18 protein-coding genes are annotated in these 22,564 nt (G+C 60.5%); 8 read left to right on the top strand and 10 right to left on the bottom strand.

The window, feature by feature from the left end; genetic code table 11:
* The first annotated feature begins 44 nt into the window (after positions 1-44).
* Together macA and M5B98_RS18065 are read left to right on the top strand one after the other, a co-directional pair.
* Positions 45-1,193, top strand: coding sequence for a macrolide transporter subunit MacA (macA, locus tag M5B98_RS18060; protein WP_248743499.1), 1,149 nt, complete (start codon positions 45-47; stop codon positions 1,191-1,193).
* Between the two features lie 2 nt (positions 1,194-1,195).
* Positions 1,196-3,154: a MacB family efflux pump subunit gene (locus M5B98_RS18065; RefSeq protein ID WP_248743500.1), complete on the top strand. Its 1,959-nt coding sequence runs from the start codon at positions 1,196-1,198 to the stop codon at positions 3,152-3,154.
* 63 nt (positions 3,155-3,217) lie between these two features.
* Here M5B98_RS18065 and M5B98_RS18070 read toward each other — a convergent pair whose 3' ends face one another.
* The 6 genes from M5B98_RS18070 to proP all read right to left on the bottom strand — a co-directional run bounded on the left by M5B98_RS18070 (position 3,218) and on the right by proP (position 11,212).
* Complete coding sequence (locus M5B98_RS18070; protein ID WP_248743501.1) at positions 3,218-3,991, bottom strand: helix-turn-helix transcriptional regulator; 774 nt, start codon at positions 3,989-3,991, stop codon at positions 3,218-3,220.
* A 915-nt stretch (positions 3,992-4,906) separates the two neighbouring features.
* Entirely contained in the window at positions 4,907-6,139 is a 1,233-nt protein-coding gene (gene glcF, locus M5B98_RS18075) for a glycolate oxidase subunit GlcF (protein ID WP_248743502.1), read from the bottom strand.
* Positions 6,140-6,142: 3 nt separating this feature from the next.
* The gene (gene glcE / locus M5B98_RS18080) at positions 6,143-7,207 is read right to left on the bottom strand and encodes a glycolate oxidase subunit GlcE (protein WP_248743503.1); all 1,065 of its coding nucleotides are present in this window, start codon (positions 7,205-7,207) and stop codon (positions 6,143-6,145) included.
* Positions 7,207-8,706, bottom strand: coding sequence for a glycolate oxidase subunit GlcD (gene glcD, locus M5B98_RS18085; protein ID WP_248743504.1), 1,500 nt, complete (start codon positions 8,704-8,706; stop codon positions 7,207-7,209). Before glcD ends, glcE begins: the two co-directional genes overlap by 1 nt.
* Positions 8,707-8,744: 38 nt before the next feature.
* Positions 8,745-9,584 (bottom strand): glutathione-dependent disulfide-bond oxidoreductase, encoded by an 840-nt coding sequence (gene yghU, locus M5B98_RS18090; protein ID WP_248743505.1) that lies wholly within the window; start codon positions 9,582-9,584, stop codon positions 8,745-8,747.
* 128 nt (positions 9,585-9,712) lie between these two features.
* Positions 9,713-11,212: a glycine betaine/L-proline transporter ProP gene (proP, locus tag M5B98_RS18095; RefSeq protein WP_114882313.1), complete on the bottom strand. Its 1,500-nt coding sequence runs from the start codon at positions 11,210-11,212 to the stop codon at positions 9,713-9,715.
* 387 nt (positions 11,213-11,599) lie between these two features.
* Here proP and M5B98_RS18100 point away from each other — a divergent pair, with 387 nt between their 5' ends.
* The gene (locus M5B98_RS18100; protein WP_248743506.1) at positions 11,600-12,769 is read left to right on the top strand and encodes a hypothetical protein; all 1,170 of its coding nucleotides are present in this window, start codon (positions 11,600-11,602) and stop codon (positions 12,767-12,769) included.
* On the opposite strand, the gene M5B98_RS18105 is transcribed toward M5B98_RS18100, so the two are convergent.
* Positions 12,762-13,589, bottom strand: a complete 828-nt coding sequence (locus M5B98_RS18105; protein ID WP_248743507.1) for a helix-turn-helix transcriptional regulator — start codon at positions 13,587-13,589, stop codon at positions 12,762-12,764. The two genes, M5B98_RS18100 and M5B98_RS18105, sit on opposite strands and share 8 nt — an antisense overlap.
* 104 nt (positions 13,590-13,693) lie before the next feature.
* Between M5B98_RS18105 and M5B98_RS18110 the strand changes: the two genes are divergently transcribed.
* The 3 genes from M5B98_RS18110 (at position 13,694) to M5B98_RS18120 (ending at position 18,031) form a co-directional block, all read left to right on the top strand.
* Entirely contained in the window at positions 13,694-14,650 is a 957-nt protein-coding gene (locus M5B98_RS18110; RefSeq protein WP_248743508.1) for a threonine dehydratase, read from the top strand.
* A gap of 103 nt (positions 14,651-14,753) precedes the next feature.
* A complete protein-coding gene (locus M5B98_RS18115; protein WP_248743509.1) occupies positions 14,754-16,298 on the top strand; it encodes a class I SAM-dependent methyltransferase in 1,545 nt (514 codons plus the stop codon).
* A 197-nt stretch (positions 16,299-16,495) separates the two neighbouring features.
* Positions 16,496-18,031 carry a diguanylate cyclase gene (locus M5B98_RS18120; protein WP_248743510.1) on the top strand — a complete coding sequence of 512 codons (1,536 nt, stop codon included), beginning with the start codon at positions 16,496-16,498 and terminating at the stop codon, positions 18,029-18,031.
* A 48-nt stretch (positions 18,032-18,079) separates the two neighbouring features.
* Here M5B98_RS18120 and M5B98_RS18125 read toward each other — a convergent pair whose 3' ends face one another.
* Entirely contained in the window at positions 18,080-19,201 is a 1,122-nt protein-coding gene (locus tag M5B98_RS18125) for an alkene reductase (protein ID WP_248743511.1), read from the bottom strand.
* Positions 19,202-19,307: 106 nt separating this feature from the next.
* On the bottom strand, positions 19,308-19,985 hold the full coding sequence (locus M5B98_RS18130; protein ID WP_248743512.1) for a type 1 glutamine amidotransferase domain-containing protein: 678 nt from the start codon (positions 19,983-19,985) through the stop codon (positions 19,308-19,310).
* 211 nt (positions 19,986-20,196) lie between these two features.
* Between M5B98_RS18130 and M5B98_RS18135 the strand changes: the two genes are divergently transcribed.
* Positions 20,197-20,781, top strand: a complete 585-nt coding sequence (locus M5B98_RS18135; RefSeq protein ID WP_248743513.1) for a TetR/AcrR family transcriptional regulator — start codon at positions 20,197-20,199, stop codon at positions 20,779-20,781.
* A 4-nt stretch (positions 20,782-20,785) separates the two neighbouring features.
* On the opposite strand, the gene M5B98_RS18140 is transcribed toward M5B98_RS18135, so the two are convergent.
* Complete coding sequence (locus M5B98_RS18140) at positions 20,786-22,042, bottom strand: PucR family transcriptional regulator (protein WP_248743514.1); 1,257 nt, start codon at positions 22,040-22,042, stop codon at positions 20,786-20,788.
* 248 nt (positions 22,043-22,290) lie between these two features.
* Between M5B98_RS18140 and M5B98_RS18145 the strand changes: the two genes are divergently transcribed.
* On the top strand, positions 22,291-22,560 hold the full coding sequence (locus M5B98_RS18145) for a YtcA family lipoprotein (RefSeq protein ID WP_085708555.1): 270 nt from the start codon (positions 22,291-22,293) through the stop codon (positions 22,558-22,560).
* Positions 22,561-22,564 lie beyond the last annotated feature (4 nt).

A 22,564-nucleotide genomic window follows, 5' to 3' on the forward strand; every position in this document is an offset into this window, starting at 1 on the left:
CGGCCGCTGGCCGGGCTCAACCCTGAACGGAATTGTGGTCATTTATGGAACAGTCGAAGTTGCGCAAAGTCGGTCTGGGAATCGCGTTGACGCTGGTGGCCGGGTTGGTGTTCTACACGGTGCAGGCACCGGCCGAAGCACCGCAGTACCTGACCGCCACGGTTGAACGCGGTGACATTGAAAACGCAGTGCTGGCCACCGGATTGCTGGAAGGCATCAAGCAGGTGGACGTCGGTGCCCAGGTCTCGGGGCAGTTGAAGTCGCTGAAGGTCAAGGTCGGCGACAAGGTCAAGAAGGGTCAGTGGCTGGCGGAAATCGACCCGCTGGTGCTGCAGAACACGTTGCGTCAGGCGCAGGTCGACGAAGAGAACCTGCAAGCCCAGCGCCGGGCAACTCAGGCTCAATTGCGCCAGACCAAGGCAATCTACGAGCGCTATCAGAACCTGCAGGAAGACGCCTCGATCTCGCGGCAGGATTTCGAAACCGCGCAATCGAACTACGAGGTGCAGCAGGCCAACCTGTTATCGCTGGACGCGCAGATCAAGAGCGCGCATATCCAGATCGACACGGCCAAGGTCAATCTGGCCTACACGCGGATCGTCGCGCCCATCGACGGCGACGTGGTGGGCATCGTCACCCAGGAAGGCCAGACCGTGATCGCCAACCAACTGGCGCCGATCCTGCTGAAACTGGCGGACCTGGACACCATGACCGTCAAGGCTCAGGTGTCGGAGGCCGATGTCATTCACATTGCGCCGGGGCAGGAGGTGTATTTCACCATTCTGGGCGAGGACAAGCGTTACTACGGCAAGCTGCGCGGTACTGACCCTGCGCCGCAGAACTTCCTCGAAACCCCGCCCGCCGGCACGCCGAAACAGAACACGGCGGTGTTCTATAACGCGCTGTTCGAGGTGCCGAACCCGGATCATCGCCTGCGTATTTCCATGACGGCGCAGGTGCGCGTGGTGCTCGACACGGCCAAATCGGTGCTGACGATTCCGGTGGCGGCGCTGGGCCCGCGCAATAACGACGGCAGCTTCCCGGTGCGGGTGCTGGACGCCAAGGGCCAGGCGCAGTCGCGCAATGTGCAGACCGGGATCAACAACAACGTCAAGGTGCAGGTCAACGACGGTCTGGCCGAAGGCGACCGGGTGGTGATCGGTGATCCGGTGGCGAAAGTGGCAGGGGCATGAGCATGACCGAACCTCTGCTGCAACTGAGCGGCATCAGCCGCAGTTTCACCGCTGGCGATCGTGAATTTCTGGCGCTGAAGAATATCGACCTGACGATCAACGCCGGGGAAATGGTGGCGATCATCGGCGCTTCGGGCTCCGGCAAATCGACCCTGATGAACATCCTTGGCTGCCTCGACTACGCCACGGCCGGCAGCTACAAGATCAACGGCCGGGAAACCCGTGATCTGGACAATCAGGCGCTGGCCGAACTGCGACGCGACTATTTCGGCTTCATCTTCCAGCGCTATCACTTGCTGCCGCATCTGAGCGCGATGCATAACGTCGAAATGCCGGCGATCTACGCCGGCACGCCAGAGCCGCAGCGCCACGCCCGGGCCCGTGAGCTGTTGGCACGGCTGGGGCTGGAAGGGCACCTGACGCACCGCCCCAGCCAGCTGTCGGGTGGCCAGCAGCAGCGGGTGAGTATCGCCCGGGCCTTGATGAACGGCGGCGAAGTGATCCTCGCCGATGAACCGACCGGTGCCCTCGACACTACCAGCGGCAAGGAGGTGATGCGCATTCTGCTGGAGCTGCACGCCGCCGGGCACACAGTGATTCTGGTGACTCACGACCCCAAGGTCGCCGCCAACGCCGAACGCATCATCGAAGTCAGCGACGGCGAAATCCTCAGCGACCGCCGCAACGAGCGCGACACCACGGCACTGACCAACGAAGACGCCGTGTCGCGTAAATCCGGTGCGGCACGACGTCTGGTGGCCAGCTTCGGCTTGTTCAAGGAAGCGTTCAACATGGCCTGGGTCGCACTGATCTCCCATCGGATGCGCACCTTGCTGACCATGCTCGGGATCGTTATCGGTATCACCTCGGTGGTGTCGATCTCGGCCATCGGCGAAGGGGCCAAGCGCTATGTCTTGAAAGACATTCAGGCCATCGGCAGCAACACCATCGATATCTATTCCGGCACCAGTTTCGGCGACAGTCGCTCGGCGGCCATCGAAACCCTGGTGCCGGCAGATGTGACGGCGCTCAATCAGCTCTACTACGTCGACAGCGCTACGCCGGTGGTCGGACGCAATCTGTTGCTGCGCTATCGCAACATCGACCTCGATGCGCAGGTCAATGGCGTCAGCGATCTGTATTTCCAGGTACGCGGAATCAAGATGGAGTCAGGCATCCCGTTCAGTGAAAGCGATGCCCGGCGACAGGCGCAGGTGGCGGTGATCGATCACAACACCCGTCATCGGCTGTTCGGCGAGGGGGTCGATCCATTGGGGCAGGTGATCCTGATCGGCAATCTGCCGTGCACCGTGATCGGTGTGGCGGCGGAGAACAAGAACATCTTCTCGTCGAGCAAGTCGCTCAACGTCTGGGTGCCTTATGAAACCGCCGCCGGCCGGCTGTTGGGCCAGCGTTATCTGGACAGCATCAGTGTGCGGATCAAGGACGGTCAGCCGAGCAAGGTGGTGGAAGACAACGTCAACAAACTGATGCTGCAGCGCCACGGCACCAAGGACTTCTTCACCAACAACCTCGACAGTGTGATGCAGACCGTGCAGAAAACCAGCCGCTCACTGGCCTTGCTGCTGTCCCTGATTGCAGTTATTTCGCTGGTGGTGGGTGGTATCGGTGTGATGAACATCATGTTGGTGTCGGTCACCGAGCGTACCCGTGAGATCGGCATCCGCATGGCGGTCGGGGCGCGGCAGTCGGACATCCGCCAGCAGTTTCTGGTGGAGGCGGTGATGGTCTGCCTGCTGGGTGGCGCCATCGGTATCTCGTTGAGTTATGCAATTGGCCACCTGTTCTCGCTGTTCATCAAGGAATGGGAAATGGTGTTCTCGCTGACCTCGGTACTGACTGCCGTGATCTGTTCGACCCTGATTGGCATCGTGTTCGGCTTCGTGCCGGCACGCAATGCGTCGCGGCTCGATCCGATCGAAGCGCTGGCCCGGGATTGAAGAGGGCACGAAAAAACCGCCGTCCTTTGCAGGAGGGCGGTTTCGTCAGAGGTGTGTGAGCCTTCAGGCGGCGTTCGAAGGGCCGCAGGCTGTCGGGCAGTCCTGCGGCGAGTACATCCAGCGCATCAGCGAGTGACGTCCGCTGATGCCCAGTTTGATGGCTGCGCGTTTGAGGTAGCTTTCCACGGTATTGACCTTCAGTTGCAACTGTTCGGCCAGTTCAGGCGCGGTGCGCCCTGCGAGCAGGCCGACACACACTTCCATTTCGCGGTTCGAAAGGCTCAGCCCCAGTTGCTCCACCCGTTCGCAAAAGCGCAGGCGCAGGGTTTCCAGGCCCAGCAGGGTGGAATCCGATTGTTCCTGGGTTTGTCCCAGGGCGTCAGTGTTTGCCGGCTGCAGGGCGTTGATGTGTTTTTCCACCATCGGCAGCAGCACTGGAGAAATGTCCTGCAACAAACTGCGCTCGTGAGCGGAGAAGCGTTTTGCCGGGCCGCAACGGTAGACCGAGATCACATAGCGGTAACCGTCCTTGCGCCGGGTCAGGTGCAATTGCGAGGCGTCGGTGACCGTCGAGGGCTCGGGAGCGGGCAAATCATTGGCACTCGGCAGGGTGCTCAGTTCGGAATACACCGTTTCAGCCGGCAGCGGCGCTTCCTTGATGCATTCGGGTTCGCCGCGTGGTTGCGTGCGTCCGACCGGTTCCACGCGCATCTGCCGGATATGTGTGGCGTCCACCGCCAGTTGGGTCAGGATCAGGTCATGCAGCATCCGTGGGAAATGTCGGCTGCCAGTGCTGGCGATGACCTTGCCAATGTGAGGAAACAGCTGTGAGTTCATGTCGTTCATCCATGAGTTGCAGTGTGGTACTCGTGTTCCTGAACCACCGGAAAACAGCTCCATGCCCGGCGACAGCGAATCAGGAAATTGGATCCTATCCTAGTACAACGTTTCAGCGACGGTTTAATGAAGGTGCTATTAGCTCATAACTGACGGTGAGGAGGATGTCGGGATGACAGATGTCAGAGAAATGCCTTACAGCTGAACAGGATCAATTTTATAAAAAGTCCTACAAGTGACAGTTTTTAAGAGCAAAAAAAGCCCGTTTCAGCCGAAGCCAAAACGGGCTTTTTCCCGCATCGACAACCGTTACTTCAGGTTGTCAAAGTGGTCTCGCAGGAACTCGTAAAAGCGAAACGCTTGAAACGATCTCCATACGAGGCTCAGCGTACGCAGCAAAAGCTTCATACGTTTTGGCCTCCAGGTCGGGGGCCAGACCTCCAGCGCACTTACCGGACCATGTGTGCCTTCGGACATAAACGTCAGTTCTGTCCATGAGGCGGCCGGTTGTGATCCCTCCGAGCCATCATTCCGGCACGGGTGCAAAACCGTGTCGAAGGGCATGAAACCGTTATGGTTCCAGCCAAACCTCATGGTCATACTGACGAGTGAGCGCTGGCATATTAACCTGCCTTGTGGCGGGGTTTTGAGGAACATGGATAAAGGTTTTATATGTTTTGTAATTCGTTATTTCTGTCAGCATGTTTTTGGGTGGTTAACGTCCGTCAGCATCTACCTTGTCTTCGTGTAGCACGCAAAATAACGTTGCAACGAAGACCAAAGATTAATAGTATTCCGGCACGTCAGTTCTGTCCGTGAGACAAAACAGGTCCCAGCCGCAAACTGAGGCCTACCGAAAAACCGCCCCGCTAAGGCGGTTTTTTTTCGCCCATCATTTGACCACTGCCAGCAATCCTACGCGTCGCTCACCAAGGGCAGTGCGGCATCCACCAGCTCGATCCAGTGCCTGACCGGCGTGCATCCCGCGCCGTCGAGGTGGGTCTGGCAGCCGATATTGGCGGTAGCGATGACATCCGGATGATCGCTTTCCAGTGCATTGAGCTTCTGGTCGCGCAGTTGCCGGGCCAATGCCGGTTGGGTTATCGAATAGGTGCCCGCCGAGCCGCAGCACAGATGGGCGTCCGGCACGGTCGTGAGGCTGAAGCCCAGCCGGGTCAGCACCGACTCCACCGCACCGCCGAGTTTCTGTGCGTGTTGCAAAGTGCAGGGGCAGTGGAAAGCCAGGCGTTGATCGGCATGGATGCCAAGAGATTCGAGCGGTTCCTCGCGCAGCACTTCCACCAGATCTTTCGCCAGTGCACTGACGACTTTCGCCTTCTCGGCATAGACCGGGTCGGTGTACAGCAGGTGCCCGTAATCCTTGATGAACGCGCCACAACCGCTGGCGGTCTGCACGATCGCTTCGGCGCCTTGCTCGATGGCCGGCCACCAGGCGTCGATGTTCTTACGGGCCCGCTCAAGTCCTTTGGCCTGGGCATCGAGGTGATAGTCCACGGCGCCGCAGCAGCCGGCGTTCAGCGCCGGAGTAATGCCGATCCCCAGTCGATCCAGCACCCGTGCCGCCGCCGTATTGGTGTTGGGCGACAGACCCGGTTGCACGCAGCCTTCGAGAATCAGCACCTTTCGGGCATGCCGGGTTACCGGACGGCGCTCGGTTGCAGAAGTGCTGCGCGGCAGTTTTGTTTGCAGAGTCTCCGGCAACAATGCGCGGAAGATCTGGCCAGCGCCGAGCAGTCCCTTGAACAGAGAGGCATCGGGCGCCACTGCGCGTAAACCTTCGCGCAACAAGCGTTGGCCGATGGGCCGCGGCACAGTGGCATCCACCACGGCGCGGCCGATATCGAGCAGGTTGTGGTAATCCACGCCCGAGGGGCAGGTGGTTTCGCAATTGCGGCAGGACAGGCAACGATCCAGATGCATTTGGGTCTTGCGAGTGACCTCGTGGCCTTCCAGCACTTGCTTGATCAGGTAGATGCGACCCCGTGGGCCGTCGAGTTCATCGCCGAGCAACTGATAGGTCGGGCAGGTCGCGTTGCAGAAGCCGCAGTGCACGCAGGTGCGCAGGATGCTTTCGGCTTCTTTGGCGCGGGGCAGTTGTCGGGCCTTTTCGCTGAGAGTGGTTTGCATGGCTCAAAGCTCCCCGTACAGGCGACCGGGGTTGAAGATGCCCTGAGGGTCGAGTTGCTGTTTGAGACGACGGTGATAGTGCAGGAGGGCAGGTGGCAGCGGATGAAACGGCGCGTCGATCAAACCATGGCTGTAGCAGGTAGCATGGCCGCCAACAGCCGAAACCACCTGGCGAATCAGAGCAGCTTCGGCGCCTGATTTTAGCCAACGCTGGGCGCCGCCCCAGTCGAGCATTTGTACACCGGCCAAGGCCAGCGGCGGGGTGTTGTTCGGCACTGAAAGGCGCCACAGGGGCTGGTCTTCATCAAAAAAATCCAGGCGCTGTTCATTCAGATCCGACCAATAAGCGCCATCAAGCAGTTCGCCACCGAGACGATCACGGGCCGCCGCCACCGAGCCTTCGCCACCTTCCAGACGCAAGTGCAGGTGCTGGCCATCATGGCAGGCAGCGCTGATCGGCAACGGTTGCTGGCCCCATTCCGCCAGGCGCTGCAAGGCACGCTCGCTGTCCATTTCCAGGCTGATGCTCAGGCACTCACGGGGTTTGGGCAGGACTTTAAGCGAGACTTCGGTAATCACCCCCAACGAACCATAACTGCCAGCCATCAGCCGCGACAGGTCATAACCGGCGACGTTTTTCATGACTTCACCGCCAAAGCGCAGGTGCTTGCCATGACCCGTGATGATCCGCGTACCCAGCACGAAATCCCGCACCGACCCCGACCACGGGCGCCTCGGGCCAGACAGTCCGCTGGCGATCATCCCGCCCACCGTCGCATCGTCGGCGAAGGCCGGTGGTTCGCACGGCAACATCTGTTGTGAAGCATCCAGCACCGCAAGCAGTTCGCTCAGCGGTGTGCCGCAACGTGCGGTGATCACCAGTTCCGTCGGGTCGTAGCTGACGATGCCGCGATGGGTGCGGGTGTCGAGGATTTCTCCGGCAACGATCCGCCCCAGAAACGCCTTGCTGTTGGCGCCCTGAATCCGCAAGGGCGTGGCGTCCTGCAACGCCTGATTGACCTGATCGAGCAGCGCGGCGCTGTCGTCGACATCCTTTTCTCGGACCATCAGAAACGCTCCAGCTCGGGGAAGGGCAATTGCCCGGCATGAACATGCATGGCGCCGAATTCGGCGCAGCGGTGCAGGGTCGGGATGTTTTTGCCCGGGTTGAGCAGACCGCCGGGGTCGAACGCAGCTTTGACGGCGTGAAACAGCGTCAGCTCATCGTTGTTGAACTGCGCGCACATCTGATTGATTTTCTCCCGCCCCACGCCGTGCTCGCCGGTGATGCTGCCGCCGACCTTCACGCACAATTCGAGGATTTTTCCTCCCAGAGCTTCGGCGCGTTCCAGCTCGCCGGGTTGATTGGCGTCGAACAGAATCAACGGGTGCATGTTGCCGTCGCCGGCATGGAACACGTTCGCCACCCGCAGGCCGTATTCGGCGGACAACTGCGCAATGGCTTGCAGCACACCGGGCAGTTCACGGCGCGGGATGGTGCCGTCCATGCAGTAATAATCCGGTGACAAGCGGCCCACGGCCGGAAAGGCATTCTTGCGACCGGCCCAGAAGCGCACGCGCTCGGCTTCGTCCCTGGCCTGACGCACTTCGGTCGCGCCAGCGTTTTCCAGCACCCGGCGCACGCGGATGCAGTCATCGTGGACGTCGGCTTCGACGCCATCGAGTTCACAAAGCAAAATGGCTTCGGCCTCCACCGGGTAACCCGCGTGGATGAAATCCTCGGCGGCGCGGATCGCCAGGTTGTCCATCATTTCCAGGCCGCCGGGGATGATGCCGGCGGCGATGATGTCGGCCACGGCGCGGCCGGCGTTTTCCACGGAATCGAAAGCGGCCAGCAGGACTTTGGCGGTCTGCGGCTTGGGCAACAGCTTGACCGTGACTTCGGTGATCACGCCCAGCAGGCCCTCGGAACCGGTGAACAGCGCCAGCAAGTCGAAGCCGGGGGAATCGAGCGCATCGGAGCCGAGCGTGAGGTGTTCGCCCTCGACGGTCAGGATCTCGACCTTGAGCAGGTTATGCACGGTCAGGCCGTACTTGAGGCAATGCACGCCACCGGCGTTTTCCGCGACATTGCCGCCGATGGAACAGGCGATCTGCGAGGAAGGATCCGGCGCGTAATACAGGCCGAACGGAGCGACAGCCTGGGATATCGCCAGATTGCGCACGCCGGGCTGAACCCGCGCGGTGCGGGCGGCCGGATCGATGTGCAGGATGTTGTTGAAGCGCGCCATCACCAGCAGCACCCCTTTCTCCAGCGGCAACGCGCCGCCGGACAATCCGGTGCCGGCACCCCGGGCAACCACCGGCACGTTCATCTCATGGCAGGTGCGCAAGATGCCCTGCACCTCATCCAGATGCCGGGGCAAAACCACCAGCAGCGGCGTGGTGCGGTAGGCGGACAAACCGTCGCATTCGTACGGGGCGAGATCCTCGCGCTGATGCAGGATTTCCAGTGCCGGCCAACGGGTTTGCAGCGCCTGCAACAGCGCGGTTTTATCGACCTCCGGCAGGGCGCCGTCGATCTGTTCGTCGTAGAGAATGTTCATGCGGGCGCCCCTTGGTTTTTGTTATCGGGTGCGAGCGATCAGTCCAGATCAGCAGCCTCATGTCGTTCCGGCACCTGGCTCGCCTCATCGCCCCAGGTACGGTTGACACGCTGCCCACGAATGACCGCCGGCCGCTTCGCAATGTCCTCGGCCCAGCGTTGCACATGGGTGTATTCGTGCGCCGAGAGAAATTCGGCCGCGCCGTACACGTTGTTGCGCACCAGTTGCCCGTACCACGGCCAGACCGCGATATCGGCGATGGTGTAGCGGTCGCCGGCAAGGTAAGGACTCTCGGCAAGACGCCGGTCGAGCACATCCAGCTGACGCTTGGCCTCCATGGTGAAACGGTCGATCGGGTATTCGAGTTTCTCCGGTGCATAGGCATAAAAATGCCCGAAACCGCCGCCCAGATAGGGAGCGGAGCCCATCTGCCAGAACAGCCAGTTCAGGGTTTCGGTGCGGCCGGCGAGGTCAGTGGGCAGGAAGGCGCCAAACTTTTCGGCGAGATAAAGCAGGATTGAGCCCGACTCGAAAACCCGGATCGCCGGCTCGACGCCGCGATCCAGCAGTGCCGGAATCTTGGAGTTCGGATTGATCTCGACAAAGCCGCTGGAAAACTGATCGCCTTCGCCGATACGGATCAGCCAGGCATCGTATTCAGCCCCGGTGTGCCCGAGCGCCAGCAACTCTTCGAGCAGGATCGTGACCTTGACGCCGTTGGGCGTGGCCAGCGAGTACAGCTGCAACGGATGCTTGCCGACGGGCAGGGTTTTGTCGTGAGTCGGCCCGGCAATCGGGCGGTTGATGTTGGCGAACTGGCCGCCGGACGGAGCGCTGTGTTTCCAGACCTTGGGTGGTACGTAAGGCGTTTTGCTCATGAAACGAACCTCATCGTCAGCTGCTGAACAGGCGTGAACCGGCGGAAAAACCACCGGCTCCTGACGAACAGAACACCACAGAAGGGCGTTTGAATTCCACCCTGTTGTCCCATCAACTCTTTATATCGTTATTCGATTCGCGGGTGCTGCTGCACGAGGTGCTCGCGTTTGGCTTCCAGCTCGGCGATTTCGGCGTCGATGTCTTCGATCTTCTGTTCGATGTTGTCGTGATGCTCCTGCAGCAGCTCCTTGGCTTCTTCGATATCGGAGGCTGCAGGAGCCGCGCCGCGCAGCGGTTTGTTGGCGGTTTCCTTCATGGTTACACCGGTGATCAGCCCGATGACGGCAGTCACCATCAGGTAATAGGCCGGCATGTACAGGTTCTGGGTGCTTTCCACCAGCCAGGCCACGACGGTCGGCGTCACACCGGCGATCAGCACCGAGACGTTGAAGGCACTGGCCAGCGCGCTGTAGCGGATGTGAGTCGGAAACATCGCCGGCAGCGTAGAGGCCATGACACCAATGAAGAAATTAAGCACCACGGCCAGTATCAGCAGGCCGGAAAAGATCAGGCCGATCTTGCCGCTGTTGATCAGCATGAAAGCGGGTATGGCGAGGATGAACAGGCCGATGCTGCCGAAGATGATGAAGGGACGACGGCCGATCTTGTCGCTGATGAAACCGATGGCAGGCTGCACGAACAACATGCCGACCATGATCGCGATGATGATCAGCACCCCGCGATTTTCGCTGTAGTGCAGGTTGTGCGACAGGTAGCTCGGCATATAGGTGAGCAGCATGTAGTAGGTGACGTTGGTTGCCGCCACCACGCCGATGCAGGTCATCAGGCTGCGCCAGTGTTTGGTCGCGACTTCCTTGAACGACACTTTCGGGCCGCCGGCCAGGCCTTCGCGGTCACCTTGTTCAAGCTTCTCGACATGCTGCTGGAATGCTGGCGTCTCCTCGAGCGCATGGCGCAGGTAGAGCCCGATCATGCCCAGCGGCAGGGCGAGGAAGAACGGCAGGCGCCAGCCCCATTCCTGGAATTTTTCTTCGCCGATGATCGCGGAAATCAGCACCACCACACCGGCGCCGAGAACGAAACCGGCGATGGAACCGAAGTCCAGCCAGCTGCCGAGGAAGCCGCGTTTGCGATCCGGAGCATACTCAGCGACGAAGATTGAAGCGCCGGTGTATTCCCCCCCGACCGAAAACCCTTGAGCCATTTTCGCCAACAGCAGAAGGATCGGCGCCCAGATGCCGATCGAGGCATAGGACGGGATCAACCCGATGGCAAAGGTGCTGAGCGACATGATCACGATGGTCGCCGCGAGGACTTTCTGCCGTCCGTACTTGTCCCCCAGCGCACCGAAGAACAGCCCGCCCAGCGGCCGGATCAGGAACGGCACCGAGAAGGTCGCCAGTGCCGCGATCATTTGTACGCCGGGATCGGCACCGGGGAAGAAAACCTTGCCCAGCACATAGGCGACGAAGCCGTAGACGCCGAAGTCAAACCACTCCATCGCGTTGCCCAGCGCGGCGGCCGTAATGGCTTTGCGCATCTTGGCGTCGTCGACAATGGTGATGTCTTTCAGTCCGATCGGGCTGACGCTTTCCTTTGATTCCATGGGATTCACTCTGCATCTGATCTGTCTTTGTGCAAACCGCGAGGCCCGGTGAGGCTTGAGTCAGAGCGGTTTGTCGTGACCGATGCCATCTCTGTGATGGCACGGCTTCTTTCAGATCAGATACAAGTGGACACGAAAAAATTCACCACTGATTTTGTTTTTGCTGGTGACGGAAGTAGTCGATACGTCAGTGGGGGGGGCTGGCATCCGAGGTAGCCGAAGTCAGAAGTCAGTTTTGGCGTTACTGCTCGGGCCTTTTCTATAGTCAGAAAAATGCTAGCACATTGCCTTGATTCTCCTTGGCTAGCCACTAACCTCGATAGCAGCTTTCATTGAATACAGGGCAGTTCGCGTCGTTCGTGCGTATTGAGAACAGGGAGAGTCGATATGAACAGAACATACTTTGTGGCACTGCCAGCGCTGTTGACGCTCAACTCCTGCGCGCTGTTCGATCCTTACATACCTTCGGCGCAGATCGAGCGCGAAGTCCTTATTGAGCGGCAATGTTCAAGACCCTTGGAGGAAGCCGGACAATCCGGGCGAACAAAACCGGCAAGGGCGAATGAGACGACGAAACCACCTTGCTCTGTGGGGGCTTTGTCTCAGCGATATCGCGAAGCGTTCCAGTCCAATGCTTCGACTCTGGCGCGGACTTCCAGTGGTTCCACCGTCCTGCTGGCGGGGTTGCTGGGGTTTGCTGGCTACAAAGGCATAACGGGCGGCGGTGCGCATCAAGTGGCAGCACTCGGCGCCGGTGCTGCCGTGACTTATGGCGTGCAAGGTGCACTCTATTCGCCGTCTCGCGAACAAATCTATCAGGGCGGTGTACAGGCATTGGAATGCCTGGACCGGTTGTACGGTGGATTCAACTCGGCAGAAGGAGAGGCGTTGGCCGCGCCAAAACTCGGTGAGCCAGGGTGGCCTGCCTATTCGCCCAGATACTACGCCACGCTCTCGATGGTGAAACAATATGAGACTGAGTACCGGTATCGAGTGCTGGAGGTTCCGGCATCGATCAACAAACTTCTGGCTGCGCAGCAACCAAGCACGGAGCAGTCTTATGCCTTCATATCCAGTGTGATTTCGGGGCCAGTTCCGGGTATTGGTTCAAGTGGGCCCAAAAAACCGAGTATTTCCCCGTATTATTTATTGGGTCAGATTTATTCTGCACAGAGCAACCCATTTCCGGCCGTGGAAGATTGGGTTGAAAAATCCCTCAAACAGGAGAAAGCCTTCAAGGCCGCTCCGAACAAAGACTGTCCGACCCTCGGTAATCTTTCACCGATGATCAGGCGAGACCCGGTTCCCATCACGGAGTTGGCTGTCAATACTAAAAGCCAGTTCGTCATCGAGAACTCCAGCGGCACGCTGGCGGCCACAGTGACTCCCCAAGACTCAAGCGACAAGAGCGCCATTGACACAAAAATACTGACCGATAAGGGCGTGTTTTCCCTCGAGATCGACGCCAAGGCCAAAACCAACAAGGCAGTCTGGGTCAGTGTCGTAGACTATGGTCGTGGAGGGGTGTCGAGCGGATTCTGGGTGAACGTTAAATAGACGGATGCTTGCAACGGGGGCCTGGAACAATACTTCGCAACTGCGCCGGACTTACGCCAAGTCGCAGTCTGAATACGGTGGTCATATGCGCCTGCGAGTTGAAACCACAGGCCAGAGCAATCTCCGACAGGCTGGCCGTGGAGTCGCGCATCAGCGCTCGAGCCCGGGCCAGGCGGCGGTCGATCAGGTAACTGTGGGGGCTTTTGCCGGTCGCCTGCTTGAAGGCTCGAATGAAATAGCCTTCGGACAGCTCCAGCAGTTGCGCCATGGTGTGAAGACCGAGCGGGCCGTCGAGACCGGCGTCGATGAACTCGTCGAGCAGGCGCATCCGGTTGCCGGTGATCGAACCCTGGAGCGACAAGGTGTCTTTGCCTGCGGTGCGCTCGGCCAAGGCGAGTGCCCAGGTTTCCCAGTCATCGTCCACCGAGGCATTCAACAAGGCACGCCGCATTCGCGAGGCGAGGTGGATGGCCTGTGGATCGATGCGATTGTTGAACGCGTGCTCACCTGCCAGTGCGATGCCGTCGGTGCGGACCACCCGCAGGTATTCACCGCCCATGGGCGATTCGGACATCACGTCACAGCCGGCAGGCACAAACGCCAGGCCATTGGGCATGGCATCGAAGGGGCGCACCCGGTCGCTGCCGATGGCGTGCACGCCGCGCTGGCTGTCGAAGGCGAAGCCGATCGCCGACTGGCTCGCCACATATCGGGTGGCGTAGGCGGCGCCGGGCAGCAATTCGATCGCCCACGGGCCGGCTTCGATACGACGGACCGGTTCCGGGACGACGGCTGGCTGCTGGCGGTTTCGATGGCTCATGAGCGCCATAGTAGTGAAGAGTGCAAACAAAAGTCAGGTCAGTTTTTTGAAAGCCGACGTGCCGTGCCCATGCCTAGACTGGGGCCAGGCACAAGGAGATTCCCATGCATTCACTCACTCGCGAAGACATCGAACAGGCTGCCCGTCAGGTTTACCAGGTGATGCCGGCCACTGCCCAATATCGCTGGCCATTGCTGGCCGAGCGGCTGGGCTGCACCGTGTGGGTCAAGCACGAAAACCACACACCCACCGGCGCGTTCAAGGTACGTGGCGGCATTACCTTCATGCACTGGCTGCGGCGCGAACATCCCAACGTCAAAGGCATTGTCTCCGCGACGCGTGGCAATCACGGGCAGAGCCTGGCGCTTGCAGCCAGTGCCGTCGGTTTGAGGGCGTTGATCGTGGTGCCGCAGGGCAATTCGCTGGAAAAGAACAACGCCATGCGCGGCTTTGGCGGCGAAGTGGTCGAGTACGGGCGTGATTTCGACGAGGCCCGCGAGGAAGCGGCACGTCTGGCGCTGGAACACGGACTCTATCTGGTGCCACCGTTCCACACCGAGCTGGTCAAGGGCGTGGCGACCTATGCGCTGGAGCTGTTCAGCGCGGCGCCGGATCTGCACACCGTCTATGTGCCGATCGGCTGCGGCTCGGGCATTTGTGGCGTGATCGCCGCTCGTGATGCGCTGGGCCTGGATACCCAGGTGGTGGGAGTCGTCTCGACCGAAGCGGCCGCCGCAAAGCTGTCCTTCGAGGCGAAAACGATCTGCGAGACCGCCTCCGCCAATACCTTTGCCGACGGCCTGGCCGTGCGCAAGCCGATTGCCGAGGCGTTCGATGTCTATGGGGCCGGCGCTGCACGAATCGTGTCCGTCAGCGAGGACGAAATCGCCGAAGCCATGCGCGTGTATTACACCGACACCCACAACCTTGCCGAAGGTGCCGGCGCCGCCGCGCTGGCTGCATTGATGCAGGAGCGGGACAGGATGCAGGGCAAAAGGGTGGGGGTGATTCTGTCCGGGGGCAACATCGACCGGGCGGTGTATGCGCGGGTGATCGGCTGATAGACGACGGCTGGCTGCGGGGCATCGCTTTTCCGCTTGTGATTCGTCCTGACTACCCCTTATAAGATCGGCTTTCACTTTCGATATAAAAAGGGTGTCACGCATGAGCAATGCCTGGAACGAAGGTTATTTCACGGACGAAGGTTACACCTACGGGTATAGCCGGGAGATCAATCCGGTATTCCAGCGCTATTGTTTGTTGTTGCGGGGTTTCGCCACGCTGGAGAGTACCGACGGCTATCACTGTGAGCTGGGTTTTGGCCAAGGCGTTTCGATCAATATCCATGCGGCGGGTAATCCGGGGACCTATGTCGGTACGGATTTCCATCCGGGCCAGGCCGCCCATGCCATCGGGCTGGCGAACGACTGGGGCAGCGATGCGCGGCTGTATGACGACAGCTTCGAGCAACTGCTGGCACGCCATGACCTGCCGCAGTTCGACAGCATCAGCCTGCATGGCATCTGGACCTGGGTCAGCCGTGACAATCACAAGCTGATCGTCGAGTTTGTCCGTCGACATCTGAAGCCGGGCGGTCACGTGTACATCAGCTACAACTGTTTCCCGGGCTGGTCGCCCATGGCGCCGTTGCGCCAATTGTTCAGCCTGCATGACCGTTTTGCCACACAAACTTCGGCACGCCCGGACCAGCGGATCGACGCCGCGCTGCAATTCTCCGAAGCGCTGTTGGCGGCCAACCCCAACTACGCCAATTCGGTGCCGGGGCTGGATGCGAAGCTGCAGAGCATCAAAGGCCAGAATCGTCAGTACGTCGCCCATGAATACTTCAACCGCGACTGGAATTGCATGTACTTCACCGACGTGGTCGATGCCCTGGCTCCTGCCAAACTCGACTACGCCACCACCGCCGTGCCGCTGGACACGGTGGACCCGCTCAACCTGAGCGCCGAAGGCATGGACTTTCTGGAAGGCATCGAGCATCCGGTCATGCGCGAACAGGTGCGCGATTACTTCGTCAACCAGAACTTCCGCCGGGATCTCTACGTACGCGGCGCCAACCGGTTGTCCGCCAGTGAACACCGCGAACGCATGCTCAGTACCCGATTCGTTCTGATGCAACTGGCAGACAGCGTAGCGGGCAGCGTCACGGGCCCGGCAGGCTCCGCGACGTTGCAGGCAGATATTTACGGCCCGGTGCTGGACGCGCTGGCGGACGATGCCTATGTGCCGAAAACCCTGCGTCACTTGCTGGAAGCGTCACCTTCATTGAGTTATGGCGATGTGGAGCAGGCTCTCAACGTGTTGATCGGGATGGGCGCCGTTGCACCGTGCCAGAGCGAAGCGGCCGAGAAGCTGGCACAGGCGCGCTGCAACACCCTCAACCTGCAACTGTGCAGACGCTCGTTGTTCGAACACAAGATCCAGGTGCTGGCCAGCCCGGTCACCGGCGGTGGCGTAACGGTCAGCCGTTTCCAGCAGTTGTTCCTGATATCGATCAAACAAGGCAAAACCCGTCCGGCCGAGTGGGCATTGCTGGCGTGGGGCATCATTGGTGGCCAGGGTGAAGGTCTGCTGAAAAACGGCAAGGCACTGACCACCGCCGAAGAAAACATTGCCGAACTGAGCGAACAGGCCGAGGCGTTTGCCGAGCAGTCGCTGGTCGTTCTCAAGGCGTTGAAAATCGTCTAGCGACAAGAAGTCTTTTTGGGTCCGGTTTTTTCATCGAACCGGCCGATCAGCGAACAGTTCTTCGAGGGCCTGACACGCCGTTGCTGCGCCTTCGATGGACTGCTTGTATCCTGCGCGGCCCGGGACATACGGTCGCTGTTGTGGCCCCGGTTCGACAACGGCCGTGACGGAAAACGGACTTTCCAAAAGGTACTGATGTGAAGCGTGATACCCACCTCGTGATGTTGTTGCTGTTGGTGATCGGCTGTTCCCTGGCGTCGCTGACCATCTGGAAGGTACTGGGCTCTCGGGAGCGGGCGCTGGACGAGGTGAACGTCCACGGGTTGAACCTGACCCAGGCGCTCGCGACCTATTCCGAAGGCATCGTCCGGCAGAGTTCGCTGCTCTTGCTCGGGCTCGTCGAGCGTCTGGAAACCGAGGGCAGCGGCCCCGCGCAGATCGAACGATTGAATGCGCTGGTCAACCGTCAGCAGCCGCTGATGCCGCAGCTCAGCGGCATCACCGTTTACGATAATCGCGGCCACTGGCTGATGTCCTCCAACCGACCGATTCCAGCCGGGGTCAACAGCAGTGACCGGGACTACTTCATCCATCACCGTGACGATCCTTCCCGTGAGCCCTTCATCGGCCCGCCCATCCGTAGCCGCTCGAATCAGGAGTGGGTGATTACCGTCAGCCGCCGCTTCAATGACGCGCGCGGAGAGTTCGCCGGCGTGGTGGCGGTCACCCTGGGGGTCGAAAACTTCCTGCGACTGTTCGGCAAGCTCGATGTGGGGCAGGAAGGCGCCATCGGTCTTTCCTACACCGACGGTACGTTGCTGGTGCGTTATCCCTTTCGCGAACAGGACATGGGGCGCAATTTCTCCAAGTCGCCCATTTATGCGAAGTACCTGGTGGACCAATCGGTGGGCACCGCATCCTTCACGTCCAGCCTCGACGGGGTGGAGCGGCTTTACGCGTTTCGCAAGAGTGAAAAGCTGCCGCTGATCACCACGGTCGCGCTCGGCAAGCGCGAAGCACTGGCGGCGTGGCGACTGGAGGCGCTGCTGTCGATCGTGGTGGTCGCATCGTTGCTGGGGCTTACTGGCGTGATCGGCTGGTTTCTCATTCTCGATATACGTCGACGGACCGAGGTGGAGGGGGAGTTGCGGCTCACTCAACAGCAGTTGCTCGGATCAAACCGGCAGCTGGAGTTGCTGGCGATGAAGGATGCGCTGACGGGCCTGGCCAATCGCCGCTGCTTCGATGAAACACTGGCCATGGAAGCGCGCCGGGCTCAGCGGGACGGGACTTCGCTGGCCTTGCTGATGATCGATATCGACTACTTCAAGCTGTTCAACGATTCCCAGGGGCATGTTGCCGGCGACGCCTGCCTGCAACGGGTGGGGAAAGTGCTCGAGGCCTGTGTGCGGCGACCGTCGGATCTGGTGGCGCGCTATGGCGGGGAAGAGATGGCGATCATCATGCCCGACACCGATGGCGAGGGGGCGGCGGTCGTGGCGCAGCTGGTTCTGGAGCGACTGACGCAAGAGCACATTGCTCATCCGGCGAGCCCGTTCGGTCGGGTGACGGTCAGTATCGGCGTCACTGCGGCGGCGGGGCCGCAACTGGCCGTGGTGCAAGCGCTGATCGAGACGGCAGATCAGGCGCTGTACCAGGCGAAGACCACAGGGCGGAACCGGATGGCAAGGAAAGCTCCCGGCGACAGCATCCCTTCAGCACAGCCAGTGTGAGCGGTGCTGAAGGAGCGGGTGTCGCGCCTTACCGAGAATCGGCAGTCATCACGCGTACTCGGGGTAGTCCACATACCCTTCGGCATTGCCACCGTAGACCGTGGCCGGATTCAGTGAATTCAGCGGCCAGTCATTGGCGATGCGCGCCGGCAGGTCCGGGTTGGCCATGAACGGGCGACCGAAAGCCACGAAATCCGCCAGCCCGGAATCGAGCAACCGCGCACCGGTTTCTGCGGTGTAACGCCCGGCGTAAATGATCGCGCCGCTGAAGGTGTCGCGCACGGCCTGACGGAACGTGAGTGGCATCACCGGCGCATCGTCCCAGTCGGCTTCGGCGATGGACAGGTAGGCGATGCCCACGTCCTGCAGCACCTTGATTGCTTCGATGTAAGTGGTGTGCGGATCTTCCTCGACCATGCCCAGGTAGGTGCGCGCCTCGTCGGTGGTGGTGAACAGCGGGGCGAAACGCACACCGACTTTTTCACGACCGATGCACTCGGCAACACCGGCCACCACTTCACGCAAAAAGCGCAGGCGATTGTGCAGCGAGCCGCCGTACTGATCGGTGCGCAGATTGCTGTGGGCCGAGATGAACTGGTTCACCAGATAACCATTGGCGCAGTGCAGTTCGATCCCGTCGAAACCTGCTTCCATGGCATTGCGCGCGGCCTGGATGTACAGCTGAACCAGTTCCTGCACTTCATCGGTGGTCAGTGCGCGCGGGGCGGACGGCGGCACCAGGGCGCCGGCACCAGGCGCGGTTTCGATGAATACGCTGACCCGGTCAGTGGCCACCGCAGAGGCCGAAACCGGTGCGGCACCGTCGGGTTGCAGAGCCGTATGGGACACGCGCCCCACATGCCAGAGCTGGGCGAAGATCACGCCGTCCCGCGCATGGACAGCCTCGGTAACCTTGCGCCATCCGGCGATCTGCTCCGGGGTATGAATGCCCGGCGTCCACGCATAACCCTGGCCGCGCGGCTCGATCTGCGTACCTTCCGTCACCAGCAGACCGGCGCCGGCGCGCTGCTGGTAATACTCGGCCATCAACGCGTTGGCGATATTGCCCGGTTGCGTGCTGCGCTGGCGGGTGAGGGGCGGCAACACGATGCGGTTTTTCAGGGTGTGACGACCCAAAGTGGCGGGCTTGAAGAAACTGCTGTGATTCATGAATGTGCCTTGATTGGGGTTTATTAGACCAGTCGACTAGTTGTCGGGCGAAAAAAAGACGCCGTGCAACACGCGCACGGCGTCCGGGTGGATGACGGCTGAAAAGTCAGCCGAGCAGCTTCAACAGTTTCTCGGCGACAGCGGCGGAACTGGCAGGGTTCTGGCCGGTGACCAGTTTCCCGTCAGTCACCACGTGCACTTGCCAGTCGGCGACTTTGGAGTAGCGAGCGCCGAGGCGCTGGAACTCGTCTTCGACCAGGAACGGCACCACATCCGTCAGACCGACCGCCGCTTCTTCGGAATTGGTGAAACCAGTGACGTCACGATCCTTGACCAAGGCTTTGCCGTCGGAGCCGAGCACATGACGCAGCACGCCGGGGGCGTGGCAGACGAAACCATGAGGCTTGTTGCTGCGGGCGAACGCTTCGATCAGGGCAATCGAATGCTTGTCCTCGGCCAAGTCCCAGAGCGGGCCGTGGCCACCTGGATAAAACACGGCATCGAAATCCTCGGCGCTGACATCGGCCAGGCGCCCGGTGTTCGCCAGCGCTTGTTGCGCCGCCGAATCCTTGCGGAAGCGGTCGGTTTCGGCGGTCTGGGCGTCGGGTTCGTCACTTTTCGGATCCAGCGGCGGCTGGCCGCCGGCGGGCGAGACCAGCGTGATATCGGCGCCGGCGTCCTTGAAGGCGTAGTAGGGCGCAGCGAATTCTTCGAGCCAGAAGCCGGTTTTCTTGCCGGTGTTGCCGAGCTGATCGTGGGAAGTCAGAACCATCAAGATTTTCATAGAGCACCTTGGGTGGGTCGGGTGTCGTGGCTGTGCGAGGGATTCGCACTTGATCGACACCGGGGAAAAGGTTTGTCGGGGCGCAGCATAGATTCCAATTAGACCAGTCGTCTAGTAATTTTTTATCCGCATGTTTTTCATGGACCGGTGTGGCAAACTCCCGTTCCTTCGAGTTAAACGACTGGTCTATTGCCTGGTAATCTGCGCCCCGATGAAACCGACCTACGACGACACCCGCCAACACCTGCTCGACACCGGCCACCGGATGATGGCCGAGAAAGGCTTTACCAGTGTCGGCCTGAACGAGATCCTGCAAACCGCCGGCGTGCCCAAGGGCTCGTTCTATCACTACTTCAAATCCAAGGAACTGTACGGCCAGGCGCTGCTTGAGGATTACTTCGTCTGTTACCTGGCCGACATGGAGCGGCGCCTGACACTGCCCCACCTCAATGCCCGCGAGCGGCTGATGGACTACTGGCAGGGCTGGCAGGATCGCTGCACGCTGGAAGGGCACGGCGACGAGTGTCTGGTGGTCAAGCTCAGTGCCGAAGTGGCCGATCTGTCCGAAGCCATGCGCCTGACCTTGCGCGATGGCGCCGAGCGCGTGGTGGCTCGCATCACCACTTGCATCGAGCAGGGCCAGGCCGATCAATGCCTGCCTGACGGCGATGCCCGGCAACTGGCGGAAACCCTGTATCAGCTTTGGCTGGGGGCCAGTCTGTTGAACAAGTTGCAAAGGACGGGGCAGTCGCTGGACACGGCGATGACGACCACCAAGCGACTCTTGGACGTCTGAACTTTCAGCGCTCCTGTCCCTTGCTGATCGAATGCCGGCGAAGTTTCAGGGCCGTATCGAGGCGGCTCACCCAGTTGATGTCATTCAGATCCGCGCCCAGCAGATTCTCGATGCGTCCTGTCCGGTAATTGAGGGTGTTCGGGTGGATACCGAGGGTCTTGGCGGTCTGGGCGCGGTGACGGCCGCTCGAGAAAAACGCTTCCAGTGTCAGCAGCAGGTCGGGTTCATGGCTGAGTTGCTCGATGAGCGACATCAGGTACCTGAGGGTATTGTCGTGGCTGCGCACGCTGTCTTCGATCAGCACGCTTGAGTAGCGTCGGACACGGGTTTCGGCCCCGTCGAAAGGGAACAGGTCGATGGCCTTGATCGCTTCTTCCGCCGTGCCGATCCAGCCGGCGATCCCCTGATTCAGCAGACCGATGCCGATGCCACGCAACGACGGCAGCAACGCCGGCAGTGACGCGGCGCTGTCGCTCATGCGCTGATCGCATTGCGTGAGGGTTTCACCTTTAATGCCCGGCAGCCAGATCACCAGTCTGTCGCGGTACCAGACGCGGATCAGTTCCTTGACGGGAATCTTCAGGTGCCGGGCAACCTGCAGGGTCAAACGGTCGAATTCGTCTTCGCGCTGCAACGGCTGAACAGGCCGCAAGGGCAGTTCCAGCGCGAGCGCCACGCGGGGCGTGCTGGCGTCCAGGCCGAGTGCCGACAGGGTGTCTTCGAATCCCTCGATATCGTGCGGTGAATGCAGCAGGAAGTGATAAAGCCGCTGGTGCAGATGTTCCCGCCAGCGAACTTTCTGAATCTGTTCTTCCAGATACGCCTGGACCACTTCTTCGGCAATGTCGTCGAAGAAGTCGAACATGTAGCCGGAAATCTGCAACAACAACTCTTTGCTCAACGCATCGTCGTCTCTGGCGAGCTCCAGGTAGCCGCTCCAGATTTCACGCACCCCAAGACTGAACCCGCGCATCAGCGATTGCAGGGGCACACCCTGATGGACGCGCCGGCAACCGATCTCCTTCAGCGTACGGCGAGTGTCCTGCGACAAGCCCTCGCCGGTCAGCAGCGTTTCGCACCACAGGCGCGCGGTGTAGCTCAGGGAGTTTTCCAGATCCCTGCGGGCTTCGGGCGTGAGGTCTTTGTAGCCCGCCATCCCGTTGAGCTGGCTGTTGATCTTTGCGGTGAGCAGGGAAGGGGTGTTCGCAAACTCGCGGGTGATCGTTGCAAGTCGAGCGCTGAGGGTGGGAATGGGCGTCATTGCGTTCACCTTTTTGCGCCTGGAAGTGTCGGTTTCACTCGCCGGCGAGTGTCTGTGCGCGCTCTATACTCTTACGTTCACCAAGCCAGTTCAACAGCGCTTTCAGCCCGGTTTTGCGGTTGTTTACTGTCACAACGAAGTTATGTTTTTTTCCAATATCGGGGCCGTCTTCGGATCGGTAAGGTGCGCAGGTCAATTCCTTGCCCAGAGGTTCCGGTTTGCGTCAGTCGTCACTCGCGGAGGTAGACATGCCTTCATTCGATCCCGTCAGGCTGGCACTGATACCTGTCGTTCTTCTGCTCAGTGGATGCTCCACGTCCCCCTCGCTTGTACTGTTCGGTGCGGCTTTTCCCGACTGGCTGTTCTGCATTGTCGGCGGCGTTCTGGCGACCACGGCGATCCACGTGATCCTGGGCAAATATTCGCTGCGCGAACGCATTTCTCCTCTGGCACTGAGTTACCCGGCACTGACCGGGCTCCTGGCGATGCTGTTGTGGCTCGTCGTCTTCCACGGATGAGTGC

It is taken from the genome of Pseudomonas sp. MWU12-3088 (assembly GCF_023242405.1).
Classification (GTDB): domain Bacteria; phylum Pseudomonadota; class Gammaproteobacteria; order Pseudomonadales; family Pseudomonadaceae; genus Aquipseudomonas; species Aquipseudomonas kribbensis.